The sequence below is a fragment of the Pseudomonas sp. NPDC089406 genome (assembly GCF_044900265.1).
GTDB classification, from domain to species: Bacteria; Pseudomonadota; Gammaproteobacteria; order Pseudomonadales; family Pseudomonadaceae; genus Aquipseudomonas; species Aquipseudomonas fakonensis.
Genome location: NZ_JBJDNC010000065.1, coordinates 1 through 26,707 on the forward strand (window position 1 = coordinate 1; position 26,707 = coordinate 26,707).

The following is a 26,707-nucleotide window of genomic DNA, read 5'->3' on the forward strand; positions in this document are numbered from 1 at the left end:
ACGGTTTTTGGTTACTTTTTTCCACGAAAAAAAGTAACCCGCCGTAAGGGCGGAAAGGTGAATAAGCGTCACTACAAATAATGAATGCGCATAAAGCTATCAAAACCAACCAACCAACCAACCAACCAACCAACCAACGGCGTACACCACCGAGATTCCAGCCCCTGCACATAGGCCAGCGCCGGCCAGGCGAAATTTGCCCCCCACAGTGCACAGTCGCACACTGCGCCGCGACTGTCTGCTGTGAGTCATACCATGCTCTATCTGCTCCGCATGCTCCTGCTGGCCCTGCACTTTCTGCTGGTGGGCCTGGCGGGCCTGGTGATCGGCCTGCTGCGCCCGTTCAACCCCGACAACAGCCGCCTGTTCGCTCGCCTGTACAGCATCCCCGCCGCCTGGTTCATGGGCATCCGGGTCAAGGCCGAGGTCGCTCCGCTGCGAGACCAGCCGCCCGGCTGCGTGATCATCGCCAACCACCAATCCAACTTCGACCTGTTCATCCTCGGCCAGGTCGTGCCCCGCCGCACCGTTGCCATCGGCAAGAAAAGCCTCGGCTGGATCCCGCTGTTCGGCCAGCTGTTCTGGCTGGGCGGCAACGTACTGGTAGACCGCGCCAACGCCTACCAGGCACGCCGCGCCATGCAGGCCACCACCCGCACCCTGCGCGACAACACCTCGATCTGGATCTTCCCCGAAGGCACGCGCAACCCGGGCGAACAGTTGCTGCCCTTCAAGAAAGGCGCGTTTCACATGGCAATCGAAGCCGGCGTGCCGATCGTGCCGGTGTGCGTCAGCCGCTACTCACAGCGCATGGGGCTCAACAGCTGGCGCCAGCGCACGGTGATCGTGCGCTCGCTGGCCCCCATCGCCACTGCCGGGTTGAGCACGCAGGACCTGCCAGCGTTGATCGAGCAGTGCCGGGCGCAGATGCAGCATTGCATCGACCATATGGAAGGTGAATTGGGCGGGAAGTGACCCAACGCTTCAATGCTTGGCGCCGGCAAGGCGAGTAGCCGGCACAAAACTTCGCTGCACAAGGTTGCCCCAACCCGCCCTACGGCCCAAGCTGTCTGTCGTGTTCAACCGGATAAGCGGACAACCATGGGTCGAGTCGTCGCAGCGGCGGTGTACAGCGCCGGTCGCAAGGTCACCAACATCAGTATCGACGAAGGCGCCGAGTGGGCGCGCAAGCCTGGGCACTTCGTCTGGATCGGCCTGGAAGAGCCCAACGCCGAAGAGCTGGCCAACCTGCAGTGCCAGTTCGGCCTGCACGAACTGGCCATCGAGGATGCCCTGGAAAAACACAGCCGGCCGAAGCTGGAAACCTTTGGCGACGCGCTGTTCATCGTCACCTACTCGCCGGTGCGCCACGAGGGCCGCCTGGAGTTCATCGAAACCCATATCTTCGCTGGCAACGGCTACATCATCACCTGCCGCAACGGCCACTCCAAATCCTACGCCCTGGTGCGCCAGCGCTGCGAAGCACGCCCGTTGCTGCTGGAGCACGGCGAGGACTTCGTGCTGTATGCCCTGCTCGACTTCGTCACCGAAAACTACCAGCCAGTCAGCGAGGCGATCCACGGCGAGATCGAGGAGCTGGAACAAAGCGTGCTGAGCAACTCGTTGAAGGAAGAAGACATCCAGCGCCTGCACAGCCTGCGCCGCGACATCCTGCGCCTGCGCCGCTACGTGGCGCCCATGGTGGAGGTGAGCGAGGAGTTGCAGCGCCTGAGCTTTCCGTTCATCGACAAGAACATGCGCCCTTACTTTCGTGACGTGCAGATCCACGTGACGCGGCAGATGGAAGACCTGGCCGGCATCCGCGATATCGCCAGCCAGACCATCGAGATCGGCATGCTGCTTGAATCGTCACGCCAGAGCATCACCCAGCGCAAGTTCGCGGCCTGGGCGGCGATTTTGGCGTTCCCCACGGCAATTGCCGGCATCTACGGGATGAACTTCCAGAACATGCCGGAGCTGGGCTGGCACTACGGCTATTTTGCCGTGCTGGGGGTGATCGGGCTGGGCTGTTCGGGGTTGTTTGCCAGCTTCAAGAAGTCGGGCTGGCTGTAAGGCCGTATTGCGGGGCAGGTCGGCCTATGGGTGCAACGGTCTTGTGCTGCCTGTACCGGCCCCATCGCCGGCAAGCCGGCTCCTACAGGGGCCTCATGGCCTTAGTGCCGGCGATGAGGCCGGTACAGACTCACGCCGCGCTATCGCGGGCCTTGGCCGGCTGCTGGATGAAGCGCAGCATCCACTCGCCCACCAGGTCGCCCTGGTGCTCGGTGGCAAGGCTGGCCACGGCCTTCTGGTACACCTCATCGCCCAAATATTCCTGGCGCGCATCGAGCAGCGCTCTGGAATAGTCGTGGACGAACTCCGGGTGCCCCTGGAAGCACAGCACCTGGTCGCGAATGTGGTAGGCCGCGTTCGGGCAAAAATCGCTGGAGGCGATCACCGTGGCGCCGTCGGGCAGCGCAGTGACCTGGTCCTGGTGGCTGATCAGCAGCGTCAGCTCGGTCACCTCGGGGTCCATCCACGGCGCATGGGCTGCCAGGCTGTAGCGGTGGATACCCACACCCCAGCCCTTGTCGGCGCGCTCGGCCTTGCCACCCAGGGTCAGCGCCAGCAACTGGTGGCCAAAGCACACACCGAGCAGTTTTTCACCACGCTCGTACAGCTTGAGCAGGTACGCCTTGAGCGTCTGGATCCACGGGTCACTACCAAATGAGTCAGCCTTGCTGCCGGTCACCAGGTAGGCATCGAAACGCTCGCCCTCAGGCGGGTAATCGCCGTTCATCACGTTGAACACGCAAAACTCGGCGGCAACCGGCTGACGCGAGAACAGCTGCTCGAACATCCTTCCGTAGCCCTGGTACTGCGCAACCAGTTCCGGTCGCAGGACATCGGTTTCAAGGATGCAGATGCGTAACGACATAGAGGTAGTCCTGAACGACGTAGGTAGGAATTTTCTGTAGAGACTGACGCGAAAGCCCCGTACAAGCAAGTAGGATGTCCAGACGAACGGTAGGCCCTGTAACCCTTGGTAACCCTGCCCGCGCACTCGTCTAGGCAGCACGTGCCAGCGGCATGGCCACTGGCCTTAAAACGGCTGGCAATCGATGCTGAAAAATTTAGATCAAAGCGTTCTGAAACTGCAATGCCCGGCGCCCTACTGTTGGTTGTATACCCGTAAACATGAGGTATGCAGGCACGGCACTGCACCACGCCGCTGCGATCGACCCGACGCCAGCAGGGAAGCCTAGGGTTTTTCAGGAATAACAACAATGAAGGCGGTCCGCCATGTTCAGACAATCGAAAGTTCGCCAAGCCGGGCTCATTCTCTTCGCCACCACACTGTTGCTGATTTTGCCGAACCTTACCCGGCTCTTTGGCTGACAACCGCAGTGGTGTTTTCTGATAACGCACAGGTAATCTGCCGACCTTGATGGTTGGAGATTGCCTATGCGCCTGTACCTCGCCCTACTCTGCCTGCTGGCCACGCTGCCCCTGGCTGCGGCGCCGCTGAACCTGCAACTGGGTGGCCAGCAGCGCACCTGGCAAAGCGAGCAACTGCTCGCGCACCCACAAGCACGCGATATCACCATCGAGCAGGACGTCGCCTACAAACACACCATGCACTACCGCGCGGTGCCGCTGGCGGTGCTGCTCGAGGGTGTGGGACCGCAGGACCACCTGCAGGCCGTGGCACTGGACGGTTTTGCCGCCGAGATGCCAGCCGGGCCGCTGCTGCAGTCAGGCCCGGCGCAGGCCTGGCTGGCGATAGAAGACCCCGCCCACCGGTGGCCGGCGCTGGCCCCTGGCAAACCGGGGGCTGGGCCGTTCTACCTGGTGTGGACCCAACCGCAGGCCAGCGGCATCCGCCCGGAACAGTGGCCGTTCCAGATTGCCGCGATTCGGCGCCTGGCGCCTGTTGAAACGCGCTTCCCGGCCCTGCTGCCAGACCCGGCAGCCGGGGAGCCGGTGCGCCAGGGCTTTGCCCTGTTCCAGCAGAACTGCCTGGCTTGCCACCGCCTCAATGGCGCTGGTGATGCGCAGTTCGGGCCCGACCTGAACCTGCCGCACAACCCCACCGAATACTTCCAGCCAGGTTACCTGCGCCAGTACATCCGAGACCCGCAGAGCCTGCGGCACTGGCCCCAGGCGAAGATGCCGGGGTTCGCGCAACAGGTGCTGAGCGAGGTTGAGCTGGATGCGTTACTGGCTTATCTGAAGCATATGGCGGGGCGCAAGGTGCAGTGACACCACTGCTCGAGCGCCGATGTGAGCGCTACGGTCTTATGTTGCCTGTACCGGCCTCATCGCCGGCAAGCCGGCTCCTACAGGAGTCAGCACGCACTCTGTAGGAGCCGGCTTGCCGGCGATGAGGCCGGTGAAGGCACCACAAGGCAGCTAGGCAATCGGCCGCTCCTGGCGCACGCCCCACCCCTCGACTTCCCCGCCGCAGGGCAGCACCACACGCTCGAAATCTTCCTCGAACGCACCTATGCCGCCGTAACTGGCATACATCACCTTGCTCAGTTCCAGGTGCCAGGCGCCATCGTCGCGCTCGCTCACCTGGGCATTGGTCGACTCGCCGCGAAACTGCCGCGCCGCCCGGCGGGCGCCGGCTTCGTCGGGGAATACCGCATAGAACTCGATGGGGTGGATACGGGTGAAATCGAAACCGCCAGCTTTCATCTGGCGAAGGACACTGCTGCTGATGTCGTCGTTCTGGCTGCTCATGAAACGTCCTCCCAAATAAAGCGATGGATAGACTTTCCGTGCACTACGCACCTGCCGGCAGGGCCAGCAGTCCGAGCTGATGCAAGACGCGAAACGAATGGGCGCAGGCCCGCAGAAAAGGCCGGCGCACCCCAAGAGCGTAGCGCCTGCCCAGGCACCACGCCAACCTTTGCTCAAAGGGCTTCGTGAATACTGGTGATGACTACGCCGTTCTGCTCCTTGAGCCAGCGTGCCGTGGGGGATGGGGCGCGGTCCTGGAAGTCGTTGAGGTCGAGCTCGTCCATGACCGGGAACAGGTGCGAGCGAATGGCGCGGGCCGCTTCCTCCTCGCTGGGGCGCTGGTCGCCGTGCAGCAGCAAGGTGGTCGGTTCGCCCTTCTGGTCAGCAAAAATGACTTCCCACTCTTTCATTGAATCGCCCTCTCAATCAAAGAACATCGGGTGTGTGATGCCTGTAATTGCTTGACCTTGGGCGTGGCGATTTGTTCAGTCCGCACCACAGGCAAACCGGCCCCTTGCGGGGGCCGGCTGGCGCTTGGGGCGCTACTTGGGCGTGCCGTGCACTACACCTGCGGTGTTGTCCAGCAGGCTCTTGGTGGCGGTCTGGATGTACGCCTCGAGCTTTTGCAGCATTTGCGGCTGGTCCGGGCTTTCGATCAGCTCGGCCTTGAACTCGCGCCCCAGCTGGTAGCGGTACATGCGCGGGCTCATGTCCTTGGACTCGATCAGGATGCGATCACCCTGCACCAGGCCGACGATCTGCTCGCTGCCCGATGGCTTGATCATGCCCACGCCCTGGTCGCCCTCGGGCAGGTTGAGCAGGTCACGGCCCCAGCACTGGTGGCGGGCCTGGCCACCCAGGCGGCCCATGATGGTCGGCACGATATCGACCTGGGTACCCACGGTGTGGTTGACCGCGCCGAATTTTTCCTGGATGCCCGGCGCAATCAGCAGCAACGGCACGTTGAAACGGCCCAGGTCCAGCTCGGTGACCTGGTCGTGGTTGCCGAAGCCGTGGTCGCCGACGATGACGAACAGGGTCTCCTTGAAGTACGGCTCCTTGCGCGCCTTCTCGAAGAACTGCCCAAGCGCCCAGTCGGAATAGCGCATGGCGGTCAGGTGTTCGTCCAGGCGGCCTTGGCCGGTGACCTTCTCAACCGGCAGGTCCTTGGGCAGCGCGTACGGGGTGTGGTTGGACAGGGTCTGCAGCAGCGCGTAGATCGGCTTCTTGCCATCGTGCTTGGCCAGCTCCTCGTTACCACGGTCGAACATATCCTGGTCGGATACGCCCCAGGTCGGGTCGGAGAACACCGGGTTGACGAAGTCGTTCCGGCCAATGAACGTGGTCATGCCCTGGTTGCCGAAGAACCCGGACTGGTTGTCCCAGGCGAAATCGCCGTTGTAGACGTAGACGTCATCGTAGTCGCGGGCGCTGAGCAGTGCCGGCAGGCCAGACAGCTTGTGGCCGCCTTCGGGGGTCTGCATCAGGTACTCGAAGCCCGGCAGGTTGGGGAAGCACGCCATGGTGGCGAACATGCCCTGGTGGGTGTGGGTGCCGTTGGAGAAGAAGCGGTCGAACAACAGCCCCTCCTTGGCCAGCTTGTCGAAGTACGGGGTGATGTTGTTCGGGCTGCCCAGGGCACCTACCGAATGGCCGGCAAAGCTCTCCATGAGGATCACCACCACGTTCTTGATCGGCAGGGTGCGTTCGGCCGGCGGTACGAAGTCGCGGCGGATGGCAGCCTCGTCGGCATCGACCAGGGTGTCATGGGGGGTCAGCAGCTGCTTGCGCACGGTCTCGGTGGCAAGGCCCTGCTCCAGCACCGGCTTCCAGATGTTCGCGCGGTCTTCGCCGAAGCGGCTCTTGGCGGCGTCGATCAGGGTCAGGGTGCCGTTCAGGCCCAGCTGGTTGACGAAGTTCGAGTCAGTGGTGAACGCATCGCCCCAACGCATCGGCGGGCCCTGGCGCAATGTGCCGCGGGCGGCGACCACGGCCACCAGCAAAATTGCCATGAACACTGCCACGCGGGCGTACCAGGGGGCCACGCGCTGCACGCCGTTGCCGCGGGTCAGGCGGTCGACGCCCTTGAACAGCAGGCTCAGCAGCCAGGTGCCGAACACCCAGGCCAGCAGGTAGCGCACCACCGGGAAGCCGTACCAGAGCATGCTCAGCACGGTCTTTGGGTCTTCCTTGATGTACTGGAACACCAGGCCGTTCAGGCGCTGGTGGAACTCGCGGTAGAAGTCCATCTCCATCAGGCCAAGGAACATCACCACGCTGGCACTGAGGGTCAGCCAGAAGCGGAACAGCCCGCGCCGTGCCATGGCCCATGGCACGAGGGTGGCCAGCAGCAGCGGGATGCTGATGTACACCACCACCCGCAGGTCGAAGCGCAAGCCGTTGAGGAAGCCTTCGGCAACCGTGGCGTACGGCGTGGTGCCGATCATGTCGCTGTTGTAGACCAGCAGCGCCAGGCGCACGAGGCTGAGCATCAGCATGATCACCAGGCCGCTGAGCAGCGTGTAGGCCAGGTGGGATTTCAGGGTCGGCGAGAACGAGCCTCGCACGCCCGGTTGCTTCAGGGCATCCGTGTTAGCCATGAATGGAGAGATCCTAGGATTGCGGGTTTGCGAAAAGGGCGACGTCGCCGACAGCCCGAAGGCCCTGCCCTCTGTGATGGCAGTGGACCAACGCAGCATTGTGCGGCGCGGATTTTCGAAAATCGAGTGTGAAAATTTTGTCGATTGGCCGATATCAAGCGGATGTATAGGGCCAGTGGGAGCGGGCTTGCCCCGCGATGACGTCACCTGGTGCAGCAACATGGCCAGACCTGACGATATCGCGGAGCAAGCCCGCTCCCACGCCGGTTACCCGCCCTGCCTGAAAAACCCTCAAATACGCACGTTGCCCCGCGGCCCGGCAACGGCCCAGATGATCAACCCGAGCACCGGCAGCAAGATGATCAGCAGTATCCACAGCACCTTGATGCCGATTTCGGCGCTGCTCTTGAGCACGTTGAGGATCGCCCAGATGTCCAGGGCGAGAATGATCAGGCCGACCAGCCCGTTGAAGGTAGAGCCCATGCCGCCGCTCCTGCGTGGTGAATGTGTGGCAGAGCATAGCTGGCTATGGCGTCGATAGAAGGGAATCCTTGGGCAGCAGCGCCGGTCACTGGATAGACTGCTGTCATTCACTGTTTCGAGGTTCGCATGCCCCCAGCACACACACAGACCGCCGCCCCCGCCTCGCTGTTCGGCGCCTGGCGGCAACAGGCCCTCAACACCCCGTGGCTCAGCGCCGGGCTTGGCCTGAGCCTGCTGGCAATCATCGCCCTGCTGCTGGCCAGCCTGTGGAATGCGGTCAACGGCGACCATGCCGACAACCTGCACCTGGCGGCGCTTGGCGGCCTGTCGGGCTTCGCCGCCACCGCCCTTGGCGCGGTGCTGGCGGTGGTGCTTCGCGATGTCAGCGCCCGCACCCAGGACGTGATGCTCGGCTTTGCCGCCGGCATGATGCTGGCCGCCAGCTCGTTCTCGCTGATATTGCCGGGGCTCGATGCTGCCCGCGAGATCACTGGTAGCGGCCCGGCTGCGGCGTTCACCGTGGTGCTGGGTATGGGCCTGGGCGTGCTGCTGATGCTCGGGCTCGACCGCTTTACCCCCCACGAGCACGAAAGCACCGGCCCTTGCGGCCCGGACGCCGAACGCATCAGCCGGGTGTGGCTGTTCGTGCTGGCGATCACCCTGCACAACCTGCCCGAGGGCATGGCCATCGGCGTGAGCTTCGCCAATGGCGACATGAACATCGGCCTGCCACTGACCAGCGCCATCGCCATCCAGGACATCCCCGAAGGCCTGGCCGTAGCCCTGGCGCTGCGCGCCACCGGGCTTTCCAACTTCAAGGCGGCGCTGGTAGCCATTGGTTCCGGCCTGATGGAGCCGCTGGGGGCGGTGATCGGGCTGGGGATATCCACAGGCTTTGCCCTGGCCTACCCGATCAGCATGGGGCTGGCGGCTGGGGCGATGATTTTTGTGGTGTCCCACGAGGTGATCCCCGAAACCCACCGCAACGGGCACCAGACCTCGGCGACCCTGGGGTTGATGGGCGGGTTTGCGGTGATGATGTTTCTGGATACGGCGTTGGGGTAGAAGGTGCACCTGGGCCACTGGCCCTATCGCCGGCAAGCCGGCTCCTACAGAAGGCCCGAGTAGGAGATCACCTAGCCTTTTCGGGCTGAGCTGTCGCGCAGGGAACTGATCTCGCAGATGCGCCACGGCCCCTGTGGGAGCGGCTTTAGCCGCGAAGCAGGCACCGCGCTAGATGGCACCGGCTTCGCCGGTGTTCGCGGCTAAAGCCGCTCCCACAGAATCTTCGTTAAATCAACGAGTTGTGATTTGTTCCACAGGAGCCGGCTTGCCGGCGATTGCCGTCAACGCACCGCTCAGACGTGCACAGCCACCTTCAACGCCTCCAGCGCCGGCTCCACCTTGATACCCACGGCAGCGCCCAGCTCCAGTACCCGGGCCAGGTCATGCTGGCCGACCATCACCATTTGCAGTTCATCGTCCAGCAACTGGCTGAAGTTCAGCAGCACATAGCCGCCGGCTTCCTTGTTCAGCGCGCCCATCTGCACCTGGATGCGATTGAGCGCGGTCAGCGCTTCGGTGCGTGCCAGCTGCTTGGGCTTGAGGGTGAACCCCACGCTCTTGTCGAACGAGTCGCTGATCTGCTGGAACAGGTCCTGGTAGCTGTCGGCCTGGAACAGCACGGTGTCGGGCAGGCTGCCGACCACCACCCACTCGCCCAGGGCGAACGGGAAGCTGTCGTCGTAGTTGATGTCGGGGTTGGCGGCGAGAAACGCGGCGGGGTCGGCGTAGGCCTGGGCGGCCTCGTCGGCGATGCGCTCGATGTCTTCATCGCGCATGCAACCGGCGGCGATCAGGCGGATGAATTCGAGCAACTGGTCTTTCATTGGGGGGCCCTGCGCATTGGCGTAAAAGGCGCCAAGGATAGCCGCAAACGCCCCCGGACGGTTAGCCGGCGAGCGCTTCGAGACGCGCTGCAGCGTCCACCGCGCCCATGGTGCGCGCCGCCATCAGCGCGCTGCTGCCGGCTGCGTCCCGGTGCGCAGGGTCGGCGCCCTGCTGCAGCAGGTAGTCAACAATCGCCACGCGGTTGAACATGGCCGCCAGCATAAGCGCGGTACGGCCATCGACGGCAGCGGCATCTACCGGCACGCCCTGCTCCAGCAACAGGCGGATCATCGCCAGGTCGCCCTTGAACGCCGCGCCGGCAATCGGCAACTGACCGTTGTCGTTGGCGATCAGCGGGTCGGCGCCATGGGCCAGTAGCACCTGCACTGCATCATGGTGGCCGTGATAGCTGGCCAGCATCAGCAAGGTGTCGCCCTTGTGGTTGCGCAAATCCGCCGGCAGGCCGCTGGCGAGCAGGCGCTCGAGCATCGCTGCATCGCCACGGCGGGCACGCTCGAACACTTCGTCAGCGAAGGCTGCGGATTCTTCCGCGGTCATGGTGGCGGGCTGTTGATCGGACATGGGGAACCTCCTGGCATTTGAATGGGCCCAAGTGTTGGTCAGGCACTGCCAGCGGGTCAAAGGTTCAGATTCTATGGGGTGCAAAGGCTAAGGCTATCACCGTGCAAATTGCACTGTGCAAAATGCACGACCTTGCAGAATGCATGGTCAACAGCTTGCTAAATATATTTAACCTGTTGTTTTAAAAGCATTTTTTTAAAATACGAAGCCTGGCACGGTCGCTGCAAACATCCACTCCACGTCTGCCCACACAACAGTCAGGAGTTGATATGGACCTCATCCAGGAAAAATTCGCCTCGGTCTTCAGCGCCTATAAGGTCGCCACCCAACCCCGCCCCGACGGCGGCATCCTGTTGACCCTGCGCGCCGCCGACGGCAAGGTCACCCGCCGCGTGCTGACCTACGGCCAATTGCACAGTGCCGAGCAACTGTCCTGGGCGATCAGCGCCATCCGCCGCGACCTGGCCGAACAGGCAAGCGAGCTGCCGGTGATCTCGATGCTGCAGAGCCAGCAACGCTTTGCCCTGCCGACCTATCGCTGACTCAACACGAGCGCCGCGCCTGCAGCGCTCGCTCAGAACTCATCCATACCCGCAAACAGCCGCGCACTGGCATCCCCGGTGAAGCGCGGCTGCATGCCCTGCTCACTGCCAAAAAGGCGTACCGCCAGGCAGAACGGGTTATCGCCCAGGTCGAGCCAGCGCCGGGTGCCGGCCGGCACCACCAGCACATCATCCTTCTCGCACAGCACGCCATACACATAGTCGCCCACACGCAGGGTCAACTGCCCGCGCCCGCTGACCACCGCAAACACTTCGTCACTGTCGTGCACATGCTCGTCGCGCAGGTCGGCCTGTACCGAATCGACAGCATCGCGGCTCAGCAAGGCGAAACTGGCGCTGGCATGCTCGGTCATCAGGCGGTCGATGGGGCCGCGACAGGCATCAAGCACTTCATCCTGGCTGCAACCGGGGCGCAGCCGTGCGCCGCTGTCCCATCGGGCAAAACGCACGCCCTGTTCGGCCAGGGTGGCTTTGATGTCGTCGTGGTGGGTCAGCACCTTGTGCGCAAGCTCGGGGCTGGCGGCGTGGTAAACGCTGAGAATGCTCATCAGGGGTCGTTCCTGCTGGGTTTCGAACAAAGGCCAATGATAACGGCTGCCGCCAGCGCCGCGACGCTGGCCATACCAAAGGTGAAGTGCGGGCCCAGCAGTTTCCAGCTGTAGCCCGAGTAAAGCGCGCCCAACGCCCCGCCGGTACCCGACAGTGCGGCGTACAAGGCCTGGCCCTGGCCCTGCTGGCGGGCACCGAAGCTGGCCTGCACGAAGGCGATGCTGGCGGCATGGAAGCACCCGAAGGTGGCGGCGTGCAGCACCTGGGCCAGCACCAGCACGGCGGGTACATCGGCCAGGTTGCCCAGCAACAGCCAGCGCACGGCGGCCAGCAGAAAGCTTGCCAACAGCACCCGCTGCACGCTGAAGCGCGCAAAAAGGCGGCTCATTGCCATGAACATCAGCACTTCTGCCACCACCCCCAGCGCCCACAGCAGGCCGATGGCGCCGCGGCTGTAGCCCAGGTGTTCCAGGTGCAGGGTGAGGAAGGTGTAGTACGGGCCGTGGCTCAGTTGCATCAATGCCACGCACATGTAGAAAGCCACCACGCCCGGCGCCATCAGCTGCTTGAGAAAGCCCCCGGCGCCACGGCGTTCGGTGTGCTCCACCGGCTGGGCGTTGGGCACCCACAGGCTGGCGGCGACGATGCCGGCCATGATGGTCACCAGCGCCACCGGGTAGATGTCCAGGCTCAGCCATTCGAACAAACGGCCCAGGCCGACCACGGTGAGGATGAAACCGATCGAGCCCCACAGCCGCACCTGGCTGTAGCGCGAGGTCTGCCCGTGCAGGTGGGCCAGGGTAATCACCTCGAACTGCGGCAGCACTGCGTGCCAGAAGAACGCGTGCAAGGCCATCACCAGCGCCAGCCAGGCGTAGCTCTTGCCGAAGAAGATCAGCGAGAAGGTGGCCAGGGTCGACAGTGCACCCAGGCGCACGATCAGCAGGCGCTGGCCGCTGCGGTCGCCCAGCCAGCCCCACAGGTTGGGGGCGATGCAGCGCATCAGCATGGGGATGGCCACCAGCTCGCCGATGCGCGCCGGGGAAAAGCCCAGGTGGTCGAAGTACAGCGCCAGAAACGGCGCGGTGGAGCCGAGCAGGGCGAAGTAGAACAGGTAGAAACTGGACAGGCGCCAGTAGGGGATGGGGGGCATGGGTCAGGCTCTGCGGTTGTCTGTACCGGCCTCATCGCCGGCAAGCCGGCTCCCACAGGGACCGCGAAAATCCTGAGGACAACGCTGTACCTGTAGGAGCCGGCTTGCCGGCGATGGGGTCAGAGCTGGCCCAGCACCGGGGTGTTGACCTTCACATCGCCATTCTGTGCGCGGTGGCGCAGCAGGTGGTCCATCAGCACGATGGCCATCATCGCCTCGGCGATGGGCGTGGCGCGGATGCCCACGCACGGGTCGTGGCGGCCCTTGGTGATGACCTCCACCGGGTTGCCGTGGATGTCGATGGAGCGGCCCGGGGTGGTGATGCTGGAGGTCGGCTTGAGCGCCAGGTGGGCGACGATCGGCTGACCGGAGGAAATACCGCCCAGGATGCCGCCGGCGTTGTTGCTGAGAAAGCCCTGCGGGGTCAGCTCGTCGCGGTGCTCGGTGCCGCGTTGGGCGACGCTGGCAAAGCCTGCGCCGATTTCAACGCCCTTGACCGCGTTGATGCTCATCAGTGCGTGGGCAAGCTCGGCGTCGAGGCGGTCGAAGATCGGCTCGCCCAGGCCCGGCATCACCCCTTCGGCGACCACGGTGATCTTGGCACCGACCGAGTCCTGGTCACGGCGCAACTGGTCCATGTAGGCCTCGAGCTCCGGCACCTTGGCAGGGTCCGGGCTGAAGAAGGCGTTGTCTTCGACCGAATCCCAGGTCTTGAACGGGATTTCGATCGGGCCGAGCTGGCTCATGTAGCCGCGCACGCGGATACCCTGGGTGGCCAGAAACTTCTTGGCGATGGCACCGGCGGCCACGCGCATGGCGGTTTCGCGGGCCGAACTGCGGCCACCGCCGCGGTAGTCGCGCTCGCCGTACTTGTGGTGGTAGGTGTAGTCGGCGTGGGCCGGGCGGAACAGGTCCTTGATCGCCGAGTAGTCCTTGGACTTCTGGTCGGTGTTGCGGATCAGCAGGCCGATCGAGCAGCCGGTAGTGCGGCCTTCGAACACGCCGGAGAGGATTTCCACTTCGTCCGGTTCCTGGCGCTGGGTGGTGTGCCGGCTGGTGCCGGGCTTGCGCCGGTCAAGGTCGTGCTGCAGGTCGGCCAGGGAGATTTCCAGGCCCGGCGGGCACCCGTCGACAATGGCGACCAACGCCGGGCCATGGCTTTCGCCAGCGGTGGTGACAGTGAACAGCTTGCCGTAGGTATTGCCGGACATGGACGCTCCGCGAAATCTGCCTGAGGTGAACGAAAGCGGCAGTATACGTAAATCAGGCTGACCTGTGCGGGCCTTATCGCGGGGCAAACCCGCTCCCACACGCCTGAATTGGCCTGACAACGTGGGAGCGGGCTTGCCCCGCGATAAGGCCCGTACCGGCAACACGCCAGCCAGAACCTTCTCCCGCCATCTCTGTCTTACCTTCACCTCCCCCACGCAGTCCCCCCCCAATGAAGCGCCGCCTCACCGCCCTGCTCCTGCTGCTGTGCGCCAGCCTCGCCCAGGCCGCCCCCACCGTGCTGCAACGCCCCATCGACCTGGACACCGGCCAGGGCGTGCTGCACGGCAGCCTGCTGCTGCCCCAGCAGGCCACTCCGCCACCGGTGGTGCTGATCATCGCAGGCTCCGGCCCCACCGACCGCGACGGCAACAACCCGGCCTCCGGGCGCATCGACAACCTCAAGCGCCTGGCCCTGCTGCTGGCCGGCGAGCACATCGCCAGCGTGCGCTTCGACAAGCGCGGGGTGGCCGCCAGCCAGCCGGCCACCCCGGACGAACGCGACCTCAGCGTCGAGCGCTACGTCGCCGATGTGGTGGCCTGGGGGCAGAAGCTGCGCCACGACCCGCGCTTCGGCCCGCTGATCCTGGTCGGCCATAGCGAAGGCGCACTGATTGCCAGCCTGGCTGCCGAGCAGGCCGGCGCCAGCGCGGTGATCACCCTGGCCGGCAGCGGCCGGCCGATCGGCGATGTGCTGCGCGAGCAACTGGCCCAGCGCCTGCCGCCGGCGCAACTGGCCGGCGGTGTGGCGCTGATCGAACGGCTGCAGGCCGGGCACACCAGCCTGGACGTGCCGCCCCTGCTGCGCCAGGTGTTTCGCCCCAGCGTGCAGCCCTACCTGATCACCCTGCTGCGCCAGGACCCGGCGGCGGCCTTCGCCCGGCTCAAGGTGCCGGCGCTGATCGTGCAGGGGCGCAACGACGTGCAGGTGGAGGTGGCCGATGCCGAGCAGCTCAAGGCGGCCAAGCCCGACGCACAACTGGCGTTGATCGACGGCATGAACCATGTGCTGCGCATCAGCCCCAAGGGCATGCGCGAGCAGCGCGACAGCTACAGCAACCCGCAACTGCCCCTGGCCCAGGCGCTGGGCGAGCGTATCGTGCAGTTCATTCAGCATCTGCCGGCGGCCTGAGGTTTTCCCCCGCCGGCACTCAGGTATGCGCAAAGGCTGCCGATAACTCAGCCAAGAAGCGGTGATCTGCGGCGAGTGTCGACGATCAACCGCGCGCCGAGCACTTGAGGATTGCCCTGATGACCGATGCCCCCGCCGCCGAGGCGAACGAAGAACAAGCCCCGGAAAGCGCCCCGCAGCCGTGGGCGGACCTGGCCGTCGAACACTTCCAACTGCTGCGCCTGAACGCGCTGCCCACTGACCGCAACAGCGGCGCGCGCCCATTGCGTTTCGTGCAGTTCGGCTACGCCGAGCGCCACGACAAGGCCCACAGCCTGCTGCGCCTGGAAGTGCGCCTGCCCGGGCAGAAGGTGCGCAAGGAGCAGAACCAGCTGGACGTGCGGGTTGACCACGCGCAGCGCCTGGTGACCATCGGCAGCGATGCCGGCCTGCAACTGGAACCACTCAACCGCGGCGTCGGCCGCTACCTGCTGGCCCAGGCCGTGCAGTGGCTGCAGCACCGCTGCGCGCAGTACCGCATCGAGGGCATGAACCTGCCCAACAAGGACGCGCTCAACGAAGACACCCGCCTGCGCCGCGACCATGTGCTGCGCAGCGTCGGGCTCGAGGTGGAGTACCTCGAGGGGCAATTGCTCAAGGGCCGCGTCAAGGAAACGACTGTCAGCCAGCTCAAAGGTGGCTGGAACACCGAGAAGGTCCAGCGCGTCGACATTCTGGAATCCGCCGGCATGCTGCAACAGGCCGAGCAGAACCTGATGGAGAAGGAAGCGCAACTGCGCGAGCGCGACGAACGCATGGCCAAGTACCGCCGGGAAGACAACTTGTTGCGTTCAACTATCACCTGCCTGATCGCGTTTGTGATGTTCCAGGCGGGGTTGTTGATCTGGATTGCTATCCGCTGATCGCATAGCAGCCAATCGCCGGCAAGCCGGCTCCTACAGAGATCCCTGTAGGAGCCGGCTTGCCGGCGATTGGCCCGCCAGTCAGACCCGCGAAGCGAACAGCTCCTGATGCTGGCGGCACTGCTCGGCGGTCAGCATGAACACCCCGTGCCCGCCGCGCTCGAACTCAAGCCAGGCGAAGTCCACCTCAGGGTACAGCGCCTCGACGTGCACCTGGCTGTTGCCCACCTCGACGATCATCAAGCCCTTCTCGGTCAGGTGGTCGGCGGCTTCGGCGAGCATGCGCCGAACCAGGTCCAGCCCATCGTTACCGCACGCCAGGCCCAGCTCGGGCTCGTGGTGGTATTCGGCCGGCATGTCGGCAAAGTCTTCTGAATCGACATACGGCGGGTTGGACAGGATCAGGTCGAAACGCTGCCCCGGCAGCCCGGCAAACCCATCGCCCTGCACGGTGAACACGCGGTGATCGAGGCCGTGGCGCTCGATGTTCTGGTTGGCCACCTCCAGCGCATCGAAGGACAGATCGGCCAGCACCACTTCGGCGTCCTGGAACACGTCGGCAGCAACGATGCCGATGCAACCAGAGCCGGTGCACAGGTCAAGAATGCGTGCAGGTTCTGCGGCCAGCCAAGGCTCGAAACGTTTCTCGATCAGCTCGCCGATGGGCGAGCGCGGCACCAGCACGCGCTCGTCGACAATGAACGACATACCGCAGAACCAGGCCTCGCCGAGCAGGTAGGCGGTGGGCACGCGGTCTTCGATACGGCGCTTGAGCAGGTGCTGCAGGCGTACCCGCTCGTCATCCTCCAGGGCGCAGTCCAGGTAGCTGTCGGCCACTTCCCACGGCAGGTGCACGGCGCCGAGCACCAGCAGGCGCGCCTCGTCCCAGGCATTGTCGGCGCCGTGGCCGAAGAACAGCTCATGCTCGTGGAAGCGGCTGACCGCCCAGCGGATATGGTCGCGCAGGGTGCGCAGACGGGATGTGATCACGGGGGACTCCTTTTCAGACAGGACAAAAGTCTAACAGCCCACACCCCACAAATGTTCGCCGCGACAGCCGAACGGGTAGCCACAGGCCAGTAACCACGCCGTCTGCGTTGTCAACCATTCACATTGACGCCAAGGCAAGGGAGAATAGGTATACAAAAGCCCTACCCAAGGAGCCATTGATGTCCGTTCCAACCACGATGTTCCGCCTCACTGGCCGCGACTACCCGCCGGCCAAGCTGGCCCAGGCCAGCCTGATCGTCATCGACGCGCAAAAGGAGTACCTGAGCGGTCCGCTGGCGCTGTCGGGCATGGACGAGGCCGTGGCGAACATTGCCCGGTTGCTCGACGCCGCCCGCAAGGCCGGCCGCCCGATCATCCATGTTCGCCACCTCGGCACCGTCGGCGGTCGCTTCGACCCCCAGGGCCCGGCCGGTGAATTCATCCCGGGCCTGGAGCCGCGCGAAGGCGAAATCGTCATCGAAAAACGCATGCCCAACGCCTTCAAGAACACCCAGCTGCACGAGACGCTGCAGGAGCTTGGCCACCTCGACCTGATAGTCTGCGGTTTCATGAGCCATTCCAGCGTCAGCACCACCGTGCGCCGCGCCAAGGACTATGGTTACCGTTGCACCCTGGTGGAAGACGCCTCGGCCACCCGTGACCTGGCCCTCAAGGACCAGGTCATCCCGGCCGCGCAGATCCACCAGTGCGAAATGGCCGTGATGGCCGACAACTTCGCCTGCGTCGCCCCCACCGCCAGCCTGGTCTGAGCCGCACCGCCCGGCGGACGGGCGGAACCCGAAGGCCGGGCGCAGGTCGAACTCCGGATCAGCTCCAGCAGATTCCGAGGAAAACCCATGAAGCTCAAAGGCAGTTTCGATGCAAGGCGCCTGCGCCAGCGTGAGCCCGGCAACTGGGGTGCGCGCCTGGCCGCAGCCTTCAGCGTGCTGCTGGCCACCCTGGGCATCCTCCTGGCCATGGCCGGCGTCGCCGGCCTGCTTGGCAACTATGCAGCGCTCACCGAACTCAACGCCAACCGCCCGCTGGCGGCGACCCTCGCCGTGGCCGGGCTGTTGCTGCTGTACTTCGGCGTGCGCTTCTGGCGGCGCAGCCGCATTCGCCTGCGCCGGGCCAACGGCCTGAACCTGTCGCCGCACTTGATGAAAAAGCATGATTGACCTGTACCGGCCCTATCGCCGGCAAGCCGGCTCCCACAGGCACAGCGCAAGACTCAGGCTTGGCGCAATTCTGTAGGAGCGGCCTTGTGTCGCGATGGGGCGCGTAGCGGCCCCGACAATTGTGCATGATGCGAAAATCCAGGGGCCGCTGCGCGCCCCATCGCGACACAAGGCCGCTCCTACACAGGCAATGGGCCGCCACAGGCAACACAACCCTGCCCCACTCGCGTAAACTACGCCGCCCACGTGGAGGCAGCATGCAAGACGACGATTTTTCCCTGTTCAGTGCCGAGGTGCGCGGCGTCAAGCCGATCAAGCACGACCGCGCCGAGGTCGGCAAACCCAAGGCCGACCGCAAGCAGCTGGCCGGCCTGCGCCAGGCGGCGACCATTCGCAGCGACCAGCCTTTGGTGATCGACGGCCTGTCCGACCAGTTCGTCATCGACGTGGCCGCCGAAGACGAACTGATGTGGCGCCGCGACGGCGTGCAGGAAACCCAGCTGCGCAAACTCAAGCTGGGCCAGATCGCCTTCGAGGGCAGCCTCGACCTGCACGGCATGAGCGTCGAGAAGGCCCGCGAGACGCTGTGGGACTTCATCGCCGAGGCGACCAAGCTGGAAGTACGCTGCGTGCGCGTTACCCACGGCAAGGCTGCGCGCATCGACGGCAAGCGGCCGATGATCAAGAGCCACGTCAACACCTGGCTGCGCCAGCACCCGCAGGTGCTCGGCTTTGCCTCGTGCCAGGCCCGTCATGGCGGCACCGGTGCGGTGTACGTGATGCTCAAACGAACCATGCTCGAAGGCCGCGACGAGTGACATCGTGCTTGCAGCGCCGCCGCCGCCGCCGTACCCTTCGCCTTTGCGAAATTTTCCACAGGTAGATCCATGTCCCTGGAACAGAACTACACCGAGATCCTCAGCCAACTGGGCGAGGACGTCTCCCGCGAGGGCCTGCTCGACACGCCCAAGCGGGCTGCAAAGGCCATGAAGTACCTTTGCCGCGGTTACGAACAGACGCTTGAAGAGGTCACCAACGGCGCGCTGTTCACCTCCGACAACAGCGAAATGGTGCTGGTCCGGGACATCGAGCTGTATTCGATGTGCGAACACCACATGCTGCCGTTCATCGGCAAGGCCCATGTCGCCTACCTGCCCAAGGGCAAGGTGCTGGGCCTGTCCAAGGTGGCGCGCATCGTCGACATGTTCGCCCGCCGCCTGCAAATTCAGGAGAACCTCAGCCGCCAGATCGCCGAGGCCATCCAGCAGGTTACCGGTGCCGCGGGCGTTGCCGTGGTGATCGAGGCCAAGCACATGTGCATGATGATGCGCGGTGTCGAAAAGCAGAACTCCACCATGCTCACCTCGGTGATGCTCGGCGAGTTCCGTGAAAACGCCTCCACCCGTAGCGAGTTCCTCAGCCTGATCAAGTGATCGGCGCAGGTTTCAGGCCGGCCCTCGGGGTCGGCCTTTTCATTTTCAGGAGTTGCCCATGATCGTCAAAGCCCTGCGGGTCGGCCTCGGCCAGCTCATCGTGTTCGGCGACTGGATCAGCCGCCCGGCGAAGAAAAAGCGTGATGCTGCGGCCCAGGCGGCGGTCGAGCAGCAGGCCAAGGGCCTGGCGCTGTACCAGTTCCATGCCTGCCCGTTCTGCGTGAAGACCCGCCGCACCCTGCACCGCTTGAACGTGCCGGTGGCGCTGCGTGATGCGAAGAACGATGAAGTGCACCGCCAGGCGCTGCTCGAGGGCGGCGGCCGGGTGAAAGTGCCGTGCCTGCGTATCGAGGAAGACGGCAAGGTGACCTGGATGTACGAGTCCAAGGACATCATCGCTTATCTGGATAAGCGCTTCGCCAACGCCTGATGGCCTCGCTCCCACAGGGCCCGCACAACCCTGTAGGAGCCGGCTTGCCGGCGATGAGGCCTGTCGCCGTGGCACAAAACCTGGGGGCAGGCCCGGCCCTATCGCCGGCAAGCCGGCTCCTACAGGGGGCGCGCGTCTCAGTCGACCATCGGCACATGCCGAGGGTGGCTGGCCACACGCGCCAGCCAGGCGCGTACTGCCGGGTACTCGGCCAGGTCGAAGCCGCCCTGATGAGCCACGTGGGTGTAGGCGTACAAGGCCACGTCAGCGATGGAATACTGCTCACCGACCAGGTACGGCGTCATCTGCAACTGCCGCTCCATCACCCTCAACGCCTTGTAGCCGCCCTTGTGCAGTTTGCGGTATTCCTCCACCCGCTCATCCGGCAGCCCCAGGTAGAACTGGATGAACCGGGCCACCGCAATGTACGGCTCGTGGCTGTACTGCTCGAAGAACTGCCATTGCAGCACTTGCGTGCGCAGGCGCGGCTCGCTGGGCAGGAACTCGCTGCCGTCGGCGAGGAAGTTGAGGATCGCGTTGGACTCCCACAGGCAGGTACCGTCCTCGAGCTTGAGCACCGGCACCTTGCCGTTGGGGTTCATGGCCAGGAACTCGGCGGTCTCGGTCTCACCCTTGAGAATGTCCACCGCGTGCCACTCATACGGGCGGCCCAGCAGGCTGAGCATCAGCTTGACCTTGTAGCAGTTGCCCGACTGGTAATCCCCATAGACCTTGTACATCGCCCCCTCCCCTTTAATGCAATTGCGCAGTAGTCGCCAATAGTTGGCGACTGTACGGCTAAATGCAATGCCTGCTGTATGGCAAGGATCACGCCAGACAGCGGTAGCCTGAAAAAACTGCTTACACCTGTACAAGGAATTACCCCCATGACCGAAGTCACCTCCGCCCGCTTGCGGCCCCTCGCGGACAGCTCCCCCTCGGCGGTCGTCGCCGGCTTCATTGCCATGCTGACCGGCTACACCAGTACCTTGGTGCTGATGTTCCAGGCAGGCCAGGCCGCCGGTTTGACCCAGGGGCAGATCTCCTCGTGGATCTGGGCGCTGTCGATCGGCATGGCGGTGTGCACCATCGGCCTGTCGCTGCGCTACCGCACGCCGGTCACTGTGGCCTGGTCGACACCGGGGGCGGCGCTGCTGATCACCAGCCTGGGCGGGGTGAGCTACGGCGAAGCCATCGGCGGCTACATCACTTGTGCCCTGCTGGTGCTGATCTGCGGGGTGACCGGCAGCTTCGAACGGCTGGTGCGGCGCATCCCGGCGTCACTGGCCTCGGCGCTGCTGGCCGGCATCCTGTTCCGCATCTGCAGCGAGATTTTCGTCGCCGTGCAGCACCAGACCTTGCTGGTACTGGCGATGTTCATCAGCTATCTGGTGGCCAAGCGCCTGGCCCCGCGCTACTGCGTGCTGGCCGCGCTGCTGGTGGGTACCGCGCTGTCCGGCGCGCTGGGGCTGCTGAACTTCAGCGGCTTCAAGCTTGAGGTGGCGACCCCGGTATGGACCACGCCGAGCTTTTCGCTGGCGGCGACCATCAGCATCGGCATCCCGCTGTTCGTGGTGGCGATGACTTCGCAGAACATGCCCGGCGTCGCCGTACTGCGCGCCGACGGCTACCAGGTACCGGCCTCGCCGCTGATCTCGGCCACCGGCCTTGCCTCGCTGCTGCTGGCACCGTTCGGCTCCCACGGCATCAACCTGGCGGCCATCAGTGCGGCCATCTGCACCGGCCCGCATGCCCATGAAGACCCGAACAAGCGCTATACCGCAGCGGTATGGTGCGGGATTTTCTACGGCATTGCCGGCATCTTCGGCGCCACCCTGGCAGCCCTGTTCGGCGCCCTGCCCAAGGAACTGGTGCTGTCGATCGCCGCGCTGGCGCTGTTCGGCTCGATCATGAACGGCCTGAGCGTGGCCATGGGCGAGGCCCGCGAGCGCGAGGCGGCGCTGATCACCTTCATGGTGACGGCCTCCGGGCTGACCCTGTTCTCCATCGGCTCGGCGTTCTGGGGCATCGTCGCCGGGGTGGTCACCTTGCTGATCCTCAGCCCGCGCAAGGGCTAGCGTGCCCCTGCGCAATACCTGTAGGAGCCGGCTTGCCGGCGATGAGGCCGGTACAGGCCATAGCAGACCGTTGCCCCCACGGATTCGCCGCAACGCCTTCAGGATCGGTACTCGCCTGCCGATACCCTGCATAGGAGCTGTGGCAGGTACCATAGCCACCCTCACCCGGCAAACATGTGAAGTGGCAGGCTTATGATTCCATACGGTCGACAAAATATTACTGATGCAGACATCTCGGCAGTGGTCGAGGTACTCCAGTCGACCTGGTTGACCCAGGGCCCCGGTATCGCCGAGTTCGAAAACACCGTGGCCCAAGCCTGCCAGGCCAGCCACGGGGTGGCGGTATGCAACGCAACCTCCGCCTTGCACATCGCCTGCCTGGCCCTGGGGGTCGGGCCCGGCGACCTGGTCTGGACCAGCCCCAACACCTTCGTGGCCAGTGCAAACTGCGCGCGCTATTGCGGCGCCGATGTCGATTTCGTCGATATCGACCCCGGCACACTGAACCTCTGCGCGGAAAAACTGGCGATAAAACTCAAAGCCGCGCGCGACGCCGGGCGCCTGCCCAAGGTGGTCATCCCGGTGCACTTCGCCGGGCGCAGCTGCGACATGCAGGCCATCGCCGCACTGGCGAAAGAGTACGGCTTTGCCGTCATCGAAGACGCCTCCCATGCCGTAGGCGCCTCGTATCGGGGCGTGCCCGTGGGCGCCTGCCAGTACAGCGACATCACCGTGTTCAGTTTCCACCCGGTGAAAATCATCACCACCGCCGAAGGCGGCCTGTTGACGACCAACGACACCGCCCTGGCCAAACGCCTTGCCAGGCTACGCTCCCACGGCATCGCCCAAGGCCCCGAGCAACTGGTCAGCGAGCCTGCAGGTGCCTGGGAGTATCAGCAGGTCGAACTGGGCTTCAACTACCGCATGACCAACCTGCAGGCCGCCCTGGGGGTCAGCCAGATGGCGCGCCTGGAAGCGTTCATTGCCCGTCGCCGGCAGTTGGTGCGCCAATACCACGCCCTGCTGGCCGACCTGCCGCTGGTGCGGCCACAAGCCTGCGAAGAGTCGGCCTGGCACCTGTACCCGATCCGGGTACCCGCCGAGCGCCGGCTGGAGCTATTCAACACCCTGCGCGCCGCCGAGATCTGGGTGCAGGTGCATTACATTCCGGTGCACACCCAGCCGTATTACCGTGCACTGGGCTTCGGCCCTGGCGACTTCCCGGAGGCCGAGCGGTATTTCAGCGAAGCGTTCAGCCTGCCGCTGTTCTACGAACTCACCGATGAGCAGCAGTTGCACGTCGTCAGCACGCTGCGCGAGGCCTTGCGGTGAACATCGCAGTCATTCCTGCCCGGGGTGGCAGCAAACGTATCCCGCGCAAGAACATCAAGCCGTTCTGCGGCCGCCCGATGATCGCCTGGTCGATCCTGGCGGCGCAGCAAAGCGGGTTGTTCGAGCGGATCATCGTCTCGACCGATGACCCGGAAATTGCCGAGCTGGCCCGTGCTTGCGGCGCCGAAACACCGTTCGTGCGGCCGCCCGAGCTCTCCGACGACCACGCCGGCACCACCGAGGTGGTGGCCCATGCAGCGCAGTGGCTGCAGCAGCAAGGCGTTGCCTTCGATGCGCTGTGCTGCATTTACGCAACCGCCCCGCTGCTGCACCCTGCCGACTTGTCCCGGGGCCTGGAGGCACTGCAGTCGGGCAACTGGGCTTACGCGTTTTCGGTAACCGAATTCGCCTCCCCGGTGTTTCGCGCCTTTCAGGCCCTGCCAGACGGCGGGCTGGGCATGCTGTTCCCCGAACATTTCCCGACCCGCTCCCAGGACCTGCCGTCTGCCCTGCACGATGCGGCGCAGTTCTACTGGGGGCGCCCGGACGCCTGGCTGCAACAACTGCGAATTTTCGATGCCCATTCAGCGCCGGTACGGCTCCCGCGCTGGCGGGTTCAGGACATCGACGACATGGATGACTGGGTGCGCGCCGAGCTGATCTTCAAGGCCATCCAGGCACAAGCCGGAGCGCAGGCGTGAACATCGCCTTTCGTGTGGATGCCGGGTTGCAGATCGGCACCGGCCACCTGGTGCGCTGCCTGACCCTGGCCGATACGCTGGCGCAGCGGGGGGCGCACTGTGTGTTCCTGTGCCGCGACCTACCGGCCTACCTCGTGCAGTGTGTGCAGGCGCGTGGTCACAGCCTGACCCCCCTGCCCCTTCACCCTGACCAGCCTTGCGACACAGAGCTGGCCCACGGCAACTGGCTGGGTGCCAGCCAGCCTGGTGACGCCGCTGACAGCCTGGCGGCCCTGCAAGGCACCCGGTGGGACTGGCTGGTGGTCGATCACTACGCACTGGATGCCCGCTGGGAAACGCTGCTCAAGCCTGCAGTACGGCGCATCCTGGTCATCGATGACCTTGCCGACCGCCAGCATGAGTGCGATGTGCTGCTGGACCAGAATTTCTACACCGACCTGCACACCCGCTATCAAGGCAAGGTGCCCCAAGCCTGCCAACTGCTGCTGGGCCCGCGTTTCGCCCTGTTGCGCGACGAGTTTTGCCTGCTGGGCAAGACCACGCCGCCACGCGCCGGTGCGCTCAGGCGGCTGCTGGTGTTCTTTGGCGGCATGGACGCACAGGATTTCACCGGCAGGGCCCTGGCTGTACTGGCCGAGCTGGCCCTGCCCGGCGTGCAGGTCGATGTGGTGATTGGCGAGCAACACCCGAAGCGCCTGGCGATCGAAACGATGTGCCAGGCGCAGGGCTATACCTGCCACGTGCAAACACCGGCCATGGCCGAACTGATGAGCAAAGCGGACCTGGCCATCGGCGCAGGCGGCATTGCCTGCTGGGAGCGCTGCTGCCTGGGCTTGCCCACCCTGGCGCTGAGCACGGCCGCCAACCAGGCGCAACAGCTCAAGGATGCGGCAGGCCAGGGGCTGCTCTACAGCATCGAAGTTGCAGACAACCTGGCAGAGGCATTGAAACTGCACCTGCAGGCCCTTATCGGCAACCCGGCGCTGCGCCGGCTCATGTCCGTCAATGGTATGGCCGCAGTCGATGGCGCCGGCCGGCTGCGTGTTGCCGAACACATGGGTTGTACGGGCATTTCGATACGCGTGGCCGAGCAGCGCGATGCCACCGCACTGCACAGCTGGCGAAACCACCCGGCCATCCGTGCGGTATCCAATAACTGCGATGAAATAGCCTGGGCAGACCACTGCCGATGGTTAGACGGGGTGCTGGCCGACCCGCAGCGGCACCTGCTGATCGGTGAAATCGAGGGGCAGCCAGTGGGCGTGGTGCGCTTCGATGTTCAAGCCGATCAGGCCGAAGTCTCGATCTACAAGGTTCCAGATGCAGCCCTGCCCTGCCGCGGCGCCGACCTGCTGCGCTGCGCGCAGGACTGGCTGGTTGCGCAGCACCCCGAGGTGACAGGCGTGCATGCCCAGGTCAAAGGCGGCAACAGGCCCTCCAATGGGTTGTTCAAGGCGGCTGGCTTCGACGTCGACCACACCCGATTCATCAGGAAGCTCAAACGTGATGTCTGAATTCAAGATTGCCCACCGCGCCATCGGCCCGCAGCACCCACCGTTGGTGATTGCGGAAATGTCGGGGAACCACAACCAGTCATTGGAACGGGCGCTGGAGATCGTCGAGGCCGCCGCCCGCTCGGGCGCCCACGCTCTGAAAATACAGACCTACACCGCCGACTCGATGACCCTCGACCTGAACGAGCGGGAGTTCCACATCAGCGACCCGGGCAGCCTGTGGGCCGGGGTGTCGTTGTATGAGCTGTATCAACGGGCAGCGACGCCCTACGAGTGGCATCAGCCCATTTTCGACAGGGCCAGGGAGCTGGGCATGATCGCCTTCAGCACGCCGTTCGACGCCAAGGCCGTGGACTTTCTCGAAACCCTGAACGTGCCCTGCTACAAGATCGCCTCGTTCGAAAACACCGACCTGCCGTTGATTCGCCGGGTCGCCGCCACCGGCAAACCGATGATCGTCTCCACCGGGATGGCCAGCGTGGCGGAGCTTGAGGAGCTGGTGCAAGCCGCCCGCGAAGCCGGTTGCCGCGACCTGGTGCTGCTCAAGTGCACCAGCACCTACCCGGCATCAGCGCAGAACACCAATATCTCGACCATCCCGCACCTGCGCGAACTGTTCGGCTGCCAGGTCGGGCTTTCGGACCACACCCTGGGGGTCGGGGTGTCGGTGGCCAGTGTTGCCCTGGGGGCAACGGTGATCGAAAAGCACTTCACCCTCGACCGTGCAGACGGCGGCGTGGACAGCGCATTTTCGATGGAGCCTGGCGAAATGCAGCAACTGGTGGTGGAAACCGAACGCGCCTGGCAGTCGATCGGCACGGTCAGCTACGGGGCCACCGCAGCCGAGGAAAAAAGCCGGGTATTTCGCCGCTCGCTGTACGCCAGCGAGGACATTGCCGAGGGCGAGTTGCTGTCGCCGGCCAACGTGCGCATCATCCGCCCGGGGCTTGGGCTTGCGCCCAAGCATGTCGACCAGGTCATGGGCCGGCGCGCGCGGCTGGCGATCAAGCGCGGTACGCCGATCAGTTGGGAGTTGATCTGAGGCCTGCACACGCATGGACCGCGTGATCTTCAGGCCTGCGCTGTACCTGTAGGAGATCACCCAGCCCTTTCGGGCTGCGCTGTCGCGCAGAGAACTGGTCTCGCAAATGCGCCACGGTCTCTGTGGGAAGCGGCCTTGTG

Annotated in this window: 29 protein-coding genes; 17 read left to right on the plus strand and 12 right to left on the minus strand. The window is 64.7% G+C overall.

Translation table 11 applies throughout. From position 1 onward, the window contains the following. Positions 1 to 255 precede the first annotated feature (255 nt). Positions 256 to 975, plus strand: a complete 720-nt coding sequence (locus tag ACI2KK_RS27465; RefSeq protein ID WP_404671424.1) for a lysophospholipid acyltransferase family protein — start codon at positions 256 to 258, stop codon at positions 973 to 975. 126 nt (positions 976 to 1,101) lie between these two features. Beyond that, positions 1,102 to 2,073 carry a magnesium and cobalt transport protein CorA gene (locus ACI2KK_RS27470; protein ID WP_404671425.1) on the plus strand — a complete coding sequence of 324 codons (972 nt, stop codon included), beginning with the start codon at positions 1,102 to 1,104 and terminating at the stop codon, positions 2,071 to 2,073. Positions 2,074 to 2,203: 130 nt separating this feature from the next. Here ACI2KK_RS27470 and ACI2KK_RS27475 read toward each other — a convergent pair whose 3' ends face one another. Next, entirely contained in the window at positions 2,204 to 2,938 is a 735-nt protein-coding gene (locus ACI2KK_RS27475) for an amidotransferase (RefSeq protein ID WP_404671426.1), read from the minus strand. 527 nt (positions 2,939 to 3,465) lie between these two features. Between ACI2KK_RS27475 and ACI2KK_RS27480 the strand changes: the two genes are divergently transcribed. Further along, entirely contained in the window at positions 3,466 to 4,263 is a 798-nt protein-coding gene (locus ACI2KK_RS27480; protein WP_404671427.1) for a c-type cytochrome, read from the plus strand. A gap of 150 nt (positions 4,264 to 4,413) precedes the next feature. Here ACI2KK_RS27480 and ACI2KK_RS27485 read toward each other — a convergent pair whose 3' ends face one another. The 4 genes from ACI2KK_RS27485 to ACI2KK_RS27500 all read right to left on the minus strand — a co-directional run bounded on the left by ACI2KK_RS27485 (position 4,414) and on the right by ACI2KK_RS27500 (position 7,829). Beyond that, complete coding sequence (locus ACI2KK_RS27485) at positions 4,414 to 4,746, minus strand: ribonuclease E inhibitor RraB (protein ID WP_217842361.1); 333 nt, start codon at positions 4,744 to 4,746, stop codon at positions 4,414 to 4,416. A 173-nt stretch (positions 4,747 to 4,919) separates the two neighbouring features. Next, positions 4,920 to 5,156, minus strand: a complete 237-nt coding sequence (locus ACI2KK_RS27490; RefSeq protein ID WP_404671428.1) for a hypothetical protein — start codon at positions 5,154 to 5,156, stop codon at positions 4,920 to 4,922. 132 nt (positions 5,157 to 5,288) lie between these two features. Further along, on the minus strand, positions 5,289 to 7,346 hold the full coding sequence (locus ACI2KK_RS27495) for an LTA synthase family protein (RefSeq protein WP_404671429.1): 2,058 nt from the start codon (positions 7,344 to 7,346) through the stop codon (positions 5,289 to 5,291). A gap of 291 nt (positions 7,347 to 7,637) precedes the next feature. Next, positions 7,638 to 7,829, minus strand: a complete 192-nt coding sequence (locus tag ACI2KK_RS27500) for a PLDc N-terminal domain-containing protein (protein ID WP_217842358.1) — start codon at positions 7,827 to 7,829, stop codon at positions 7,638 to 7,640. Positions 7,830 to 7,955: 126 nt separating this feature from the next. Between ACI2KK_RS27500 and ACI2KK_RS27505 the strand changes: the two genes are divergently transcribed. Next, positions 7,956 to 8,894 carry a ZIP family metal transporter gene (locus ACI2KK_RS27505; RefSeq protein ID WP_404671430.1) on the plus strand — a complete coding sequence of 313 codons (939 nt, stop codon included), beginning with the start codon at positions 7,956 to 7,958 and terminating at the stop codon, positions 8,892 to 8,894. 293 nt (positions 8,895 to 9,187) lie between these two features. Here ACI2KK_RS27505 and ACI2KK_RS27510 read toward each other — a convergent pair whose 3' ends face one another. Together ACI2KK_RS27510 and ACI2KK_RS27515 are read right to left on the minus strand one after the other, a co-directional pair. Next, positions 9,188 to 9,718 (minus strand): hypothetical protein, encoded by a 531-nt coding sequence (locus tag ACI2KK_RS27510; RefSeq protein WP_404671431.1) that lies wholly within the window; start codon positions 9,716 to 9,718, stop codon positions 9,188 to 9,190. 61 nt (positions 9,719 to 9,779) lie between these two features. Further along, on the minus strand, positions 9,780 to 10,301 hold the full coding sequence (locus ACI2KK_RS27515) for an ankyrin repeat domain-containing protein (RefSeq protein ID WP_404671432.1): 522 nt from the start codon (positions 10,299 to 10,301) through the stop codon (positions 9,780 to 9,782). A gap of 269 nt (positions 10,302 to 10,570) precedes the next feature. Between ACI2KK_RS27515 and ACI2KK_RS27520 the strand changes: the two genes are divergently transcribed. Continuing rightward, positions 10,571 to 10,843, plus strand: coding sequence for a DUF3509 domain-containing protein (locus ACI2KK_RS27520; protein WP_217842355.1), 273 nt, complete (start codon positions 10,571 to 10,573; stop codon positions 10,841 to 10,843). A gap of 32 nt (positions 10,844 to 10,875) precedes the next feature. Here the strand turns inward: ACI2KK_RS27520 and ACI2KK_RS27525 are convergent, their stop codons facing one another. From ACI2KK_RS27525 to aroC, 3 genes are all read right to left on the minus strand, one after another. Then, entirely contained in the window at positions 10,876 to 11,412 is a 537-nt protein-coding gene (locus ACI2KK_RS27525) for an oxidase (RefSeq protein WP_404671433.1), read from the minus strand. Continuing rightward, positions 11,412 to 12,566, minus strand: a complete 1,155-nt coding sequence (locus ACI2KK_RS27530) for an MFS transporter (RefSeq protein WP_404671434.1) — start codon at positions 12,564 to 12,566, stop codon at positions 11,412 to 11,414. Before ACI2KK_RS27530 ends, ACI2KK_RS27525 begins: the two co-directional genes overlap by 1 nt. Positions 12,567 to 12,685: 119 nt before the next feature. Then, a complete protein-coding gene (aroC, locus tag ACI2KK_RS27535; RefSeq protein ID WP_404671435.1) occupies positions 12,686 to 13,777 on the minus strand; it encodes a chorismate synthase in 1,092 nt (363 codons plus the stop codon). A gap of 230 nt (positions 13,778 to 14,007) precedes the next feature. Here aroC and ACI2KK_RS27540 point away from each other — a divergent pair, with 230 nt between their 5' ends. Both ACI2KK_RS27540 and ACI2KK_RS27545 read left to right on the plus strand, forming a co-directional pair. Continuing rightward, positions 14,008 to 14,967: an alpha/beta hydrolase gene (locus ACI2KK_RS27540; RefSeq protein ID WP_404671436.1), complete on the plus strand. Its 960-nt coding sequence runs from the start codon at positions 14,008 to 14,010 to the stop codon at positions 14,965 to 14,967. A gap of 119 nt (positions 14,968 to 15,086) precedes the next feature. Beyond that, complete coding sequence (locus ACI2KK_RS27545) at positions 15,087 to 15,869, plus strand: hypothetical protein (RefSeq protein ID WP_404671437.1); 783 nt, start codon at positions 15,087 to 15,089, stop codon at positions 15,867 to 15,869. Positions 15,870 to 15,950: 81 nt separating this feature from the next. Here the strand turns inward: ACI2KK_RS27545 and prmB are convergent, their stop codons facing one another. Next, the gene (gene prmB, locus ACI2KK_RS27550; RefSeq protein WP_404671438.1) at positions 15,951 to 16,859 is read right to left on the minus strand and encodes a 50S ribosomal protein L3 N(5)-glutamine methyltransferase; all 909 of its coding nucleotides are present in this window, start codon (positions 16,857 to 16,859) and stop codon (positions 15,951 to 15,953) included. A gap of 179 nt (positions 16,860 to 17,038) precedes the next feature. Between prmB and ACI2KK_RS27555 the strand changes: the two genes are divergently transcribed. The 5 genes from ACI2KK_RS27555 to ACI2KK_RS27575 all read left to right on the plus strand — a co-directional run bounded on the left by ACI2KK_RS27555 (position 17,039) and on the right by ACI2KK_RS27575 (position 19,900). Beyond that, positions 17,039 to 17,629, plus strand: a complete 591-nt coding sequence (locus ACI2KK_RS27555; RefSeq protein ID WP_217888241.1) for a cysteine hydrolase family protein — start codon at positions 17,039 to 17,041, stop codon at positions 17,627 to 17,629. Positions 17,630 to 17,716: 87 nt separating this feature from the next. Beyond that, positions 17,717 to 18,037, plus strand: coding sequence for a hypothetical protein (locus tag ACI2KK_RS27560; RefSeq protein WP_217842347.1), 321 nt, complete (start codon positions 17,717 to 17,719; stop codon positions 18,035 to 18,037). A 257-nt stretch (positions 18,038 to 18,294) separates the two neighbouring features. Then, positions 18,295 to 18,855, plus strand: a complete 561-nt coding sequence (locus ACI2KK_RS27565; protein ID WP_217842346.1) for a Smr/MutS family protein — start codon at positions 18,295 to 18,297, stop codon at positions 18,853 to 18,855. Between the two features lie 69 nt (positions 18,856 to 18,924). Next, entirely contained in the window at positions 18,925 to 19,470 is a 546-nt protein-coding gene (gene folE, locus ACI2KK_RS27570) for a GTP cyclohydrolase I FolE (protein ID WP_217842345.1), read from the plus strand. Positions 19,471 to 19,528: 58 nt separating this feature from the next. Continuing rightward, positions 19,529 to 19,900 carry a glutaredoxin family protein gene (locus tag ACI2KK_RS27575; protein WP_369990375.1) on the plus strand — a complete coding sequence of 124 codons (372 nt, stop codon included), beginning with the start codon at positions 19,529 to 19,531 and terminating at the stop codon, positions 19,898 to 19,900. 137 nt (positions 19,901 to 20,037) lie between these two features. On the opposite strand, the gene ACI2KK_RS27580 is transcribed toward ACI2KK_RS27575, so the two are convergent. Then, positions 20,038 to 20,640 carry a glutathione S-transferase family protein gene (locus ACI2KK_RS27580; protein WP_217888237.1) on the minus strand — a complete coding sequence of 201 codons (603 nt, stop codon included), beginning with the start codon at positions 20,638 to 20,640 and terminating at the stop codon, positions 20,038 to 20,040. A 147-nt stretch (positions 20,641 to 20,787) separates the two neighbouring features. On the opposite strand from ACI2KK_RS27580, the gene ACI2KK_RS27585 reads away from it, so the two are divergent. The 5 genes from ACI2KK_RS27585 (at position 20,788) to pseI (ending at position 26,567) form a co-directional block, all read left to right on the plus strand. After that, entirely contained in the window at positions 20,788 to 21,978 is a 1,191-nt protein-coding gene (locus ACI2KK_RS27585; protein WP_217842342.1) for a benzoate/H(+) symporter BenE family transporter, read from the plus strand. A gap of 192 nt (positions 21,979 to 22,170) precedes the next feature. Beyond that, positions 22,171 to 23,310, plus strand: a complete 1,140-nt coding sequence (pseC, locus tag ACI2KK_RS27590; RefSeq protein WP_404671439.1) for a UDP-4-amino-4,6-dideoxy-N-acetyl-beta-L-altrosamine transaminase — start codon at positions 22,171 to 22,173, stop codon at positions 23,308 to 23,310. Then, complete coding sequence (gene pseF, locus ACI2KK_RS27595) at positions 23,307 to 24,011, plus strand: pseudaminic acid cytidylyltransferase (RefSeq protein WP_404671440.1); 705 nt, start codon at positions 23,307 to 23,309, stop codon at positions 24,009 to 24,011. Before pseC ends, pseF begins: the two co-directional genes overlap by 4 nt. Next, positions 24,008 to 25,525, plus strand: a complete 1,518-nt coding sequence (gene pseG / locus ACI2KK_RS27600; protein ID WP_404671441.1) for a UDP-2,4-diacetamido-2,4,6-trideoxy-beta-L-altropyranose hydrolase — start codon at positions 24,008 to 24,010, stop codon at positions 25,523 to 25,525. The genes pseF and pseG overlap by 4 nt, the downstream gene beginning before the upstream one ends. Next, positions 25,518 to 26,567 (plus strand): pseudaminic acid synthase, encoded by a 1,050-nt coding sequence (gene pseI / locus ACI2KK_RS27605; protein WP_404671442.1) that lies wholly within the window; start codon positions 25,518 to 25,520, stop codon positions 26,565 to 26,567. Before pseG ends, pseI begins: the two co-directional genes overlap by 8 nt. The last annotated feature ends 140 nt before the right edge of the window (positions 26,568 to 26,707 follow it).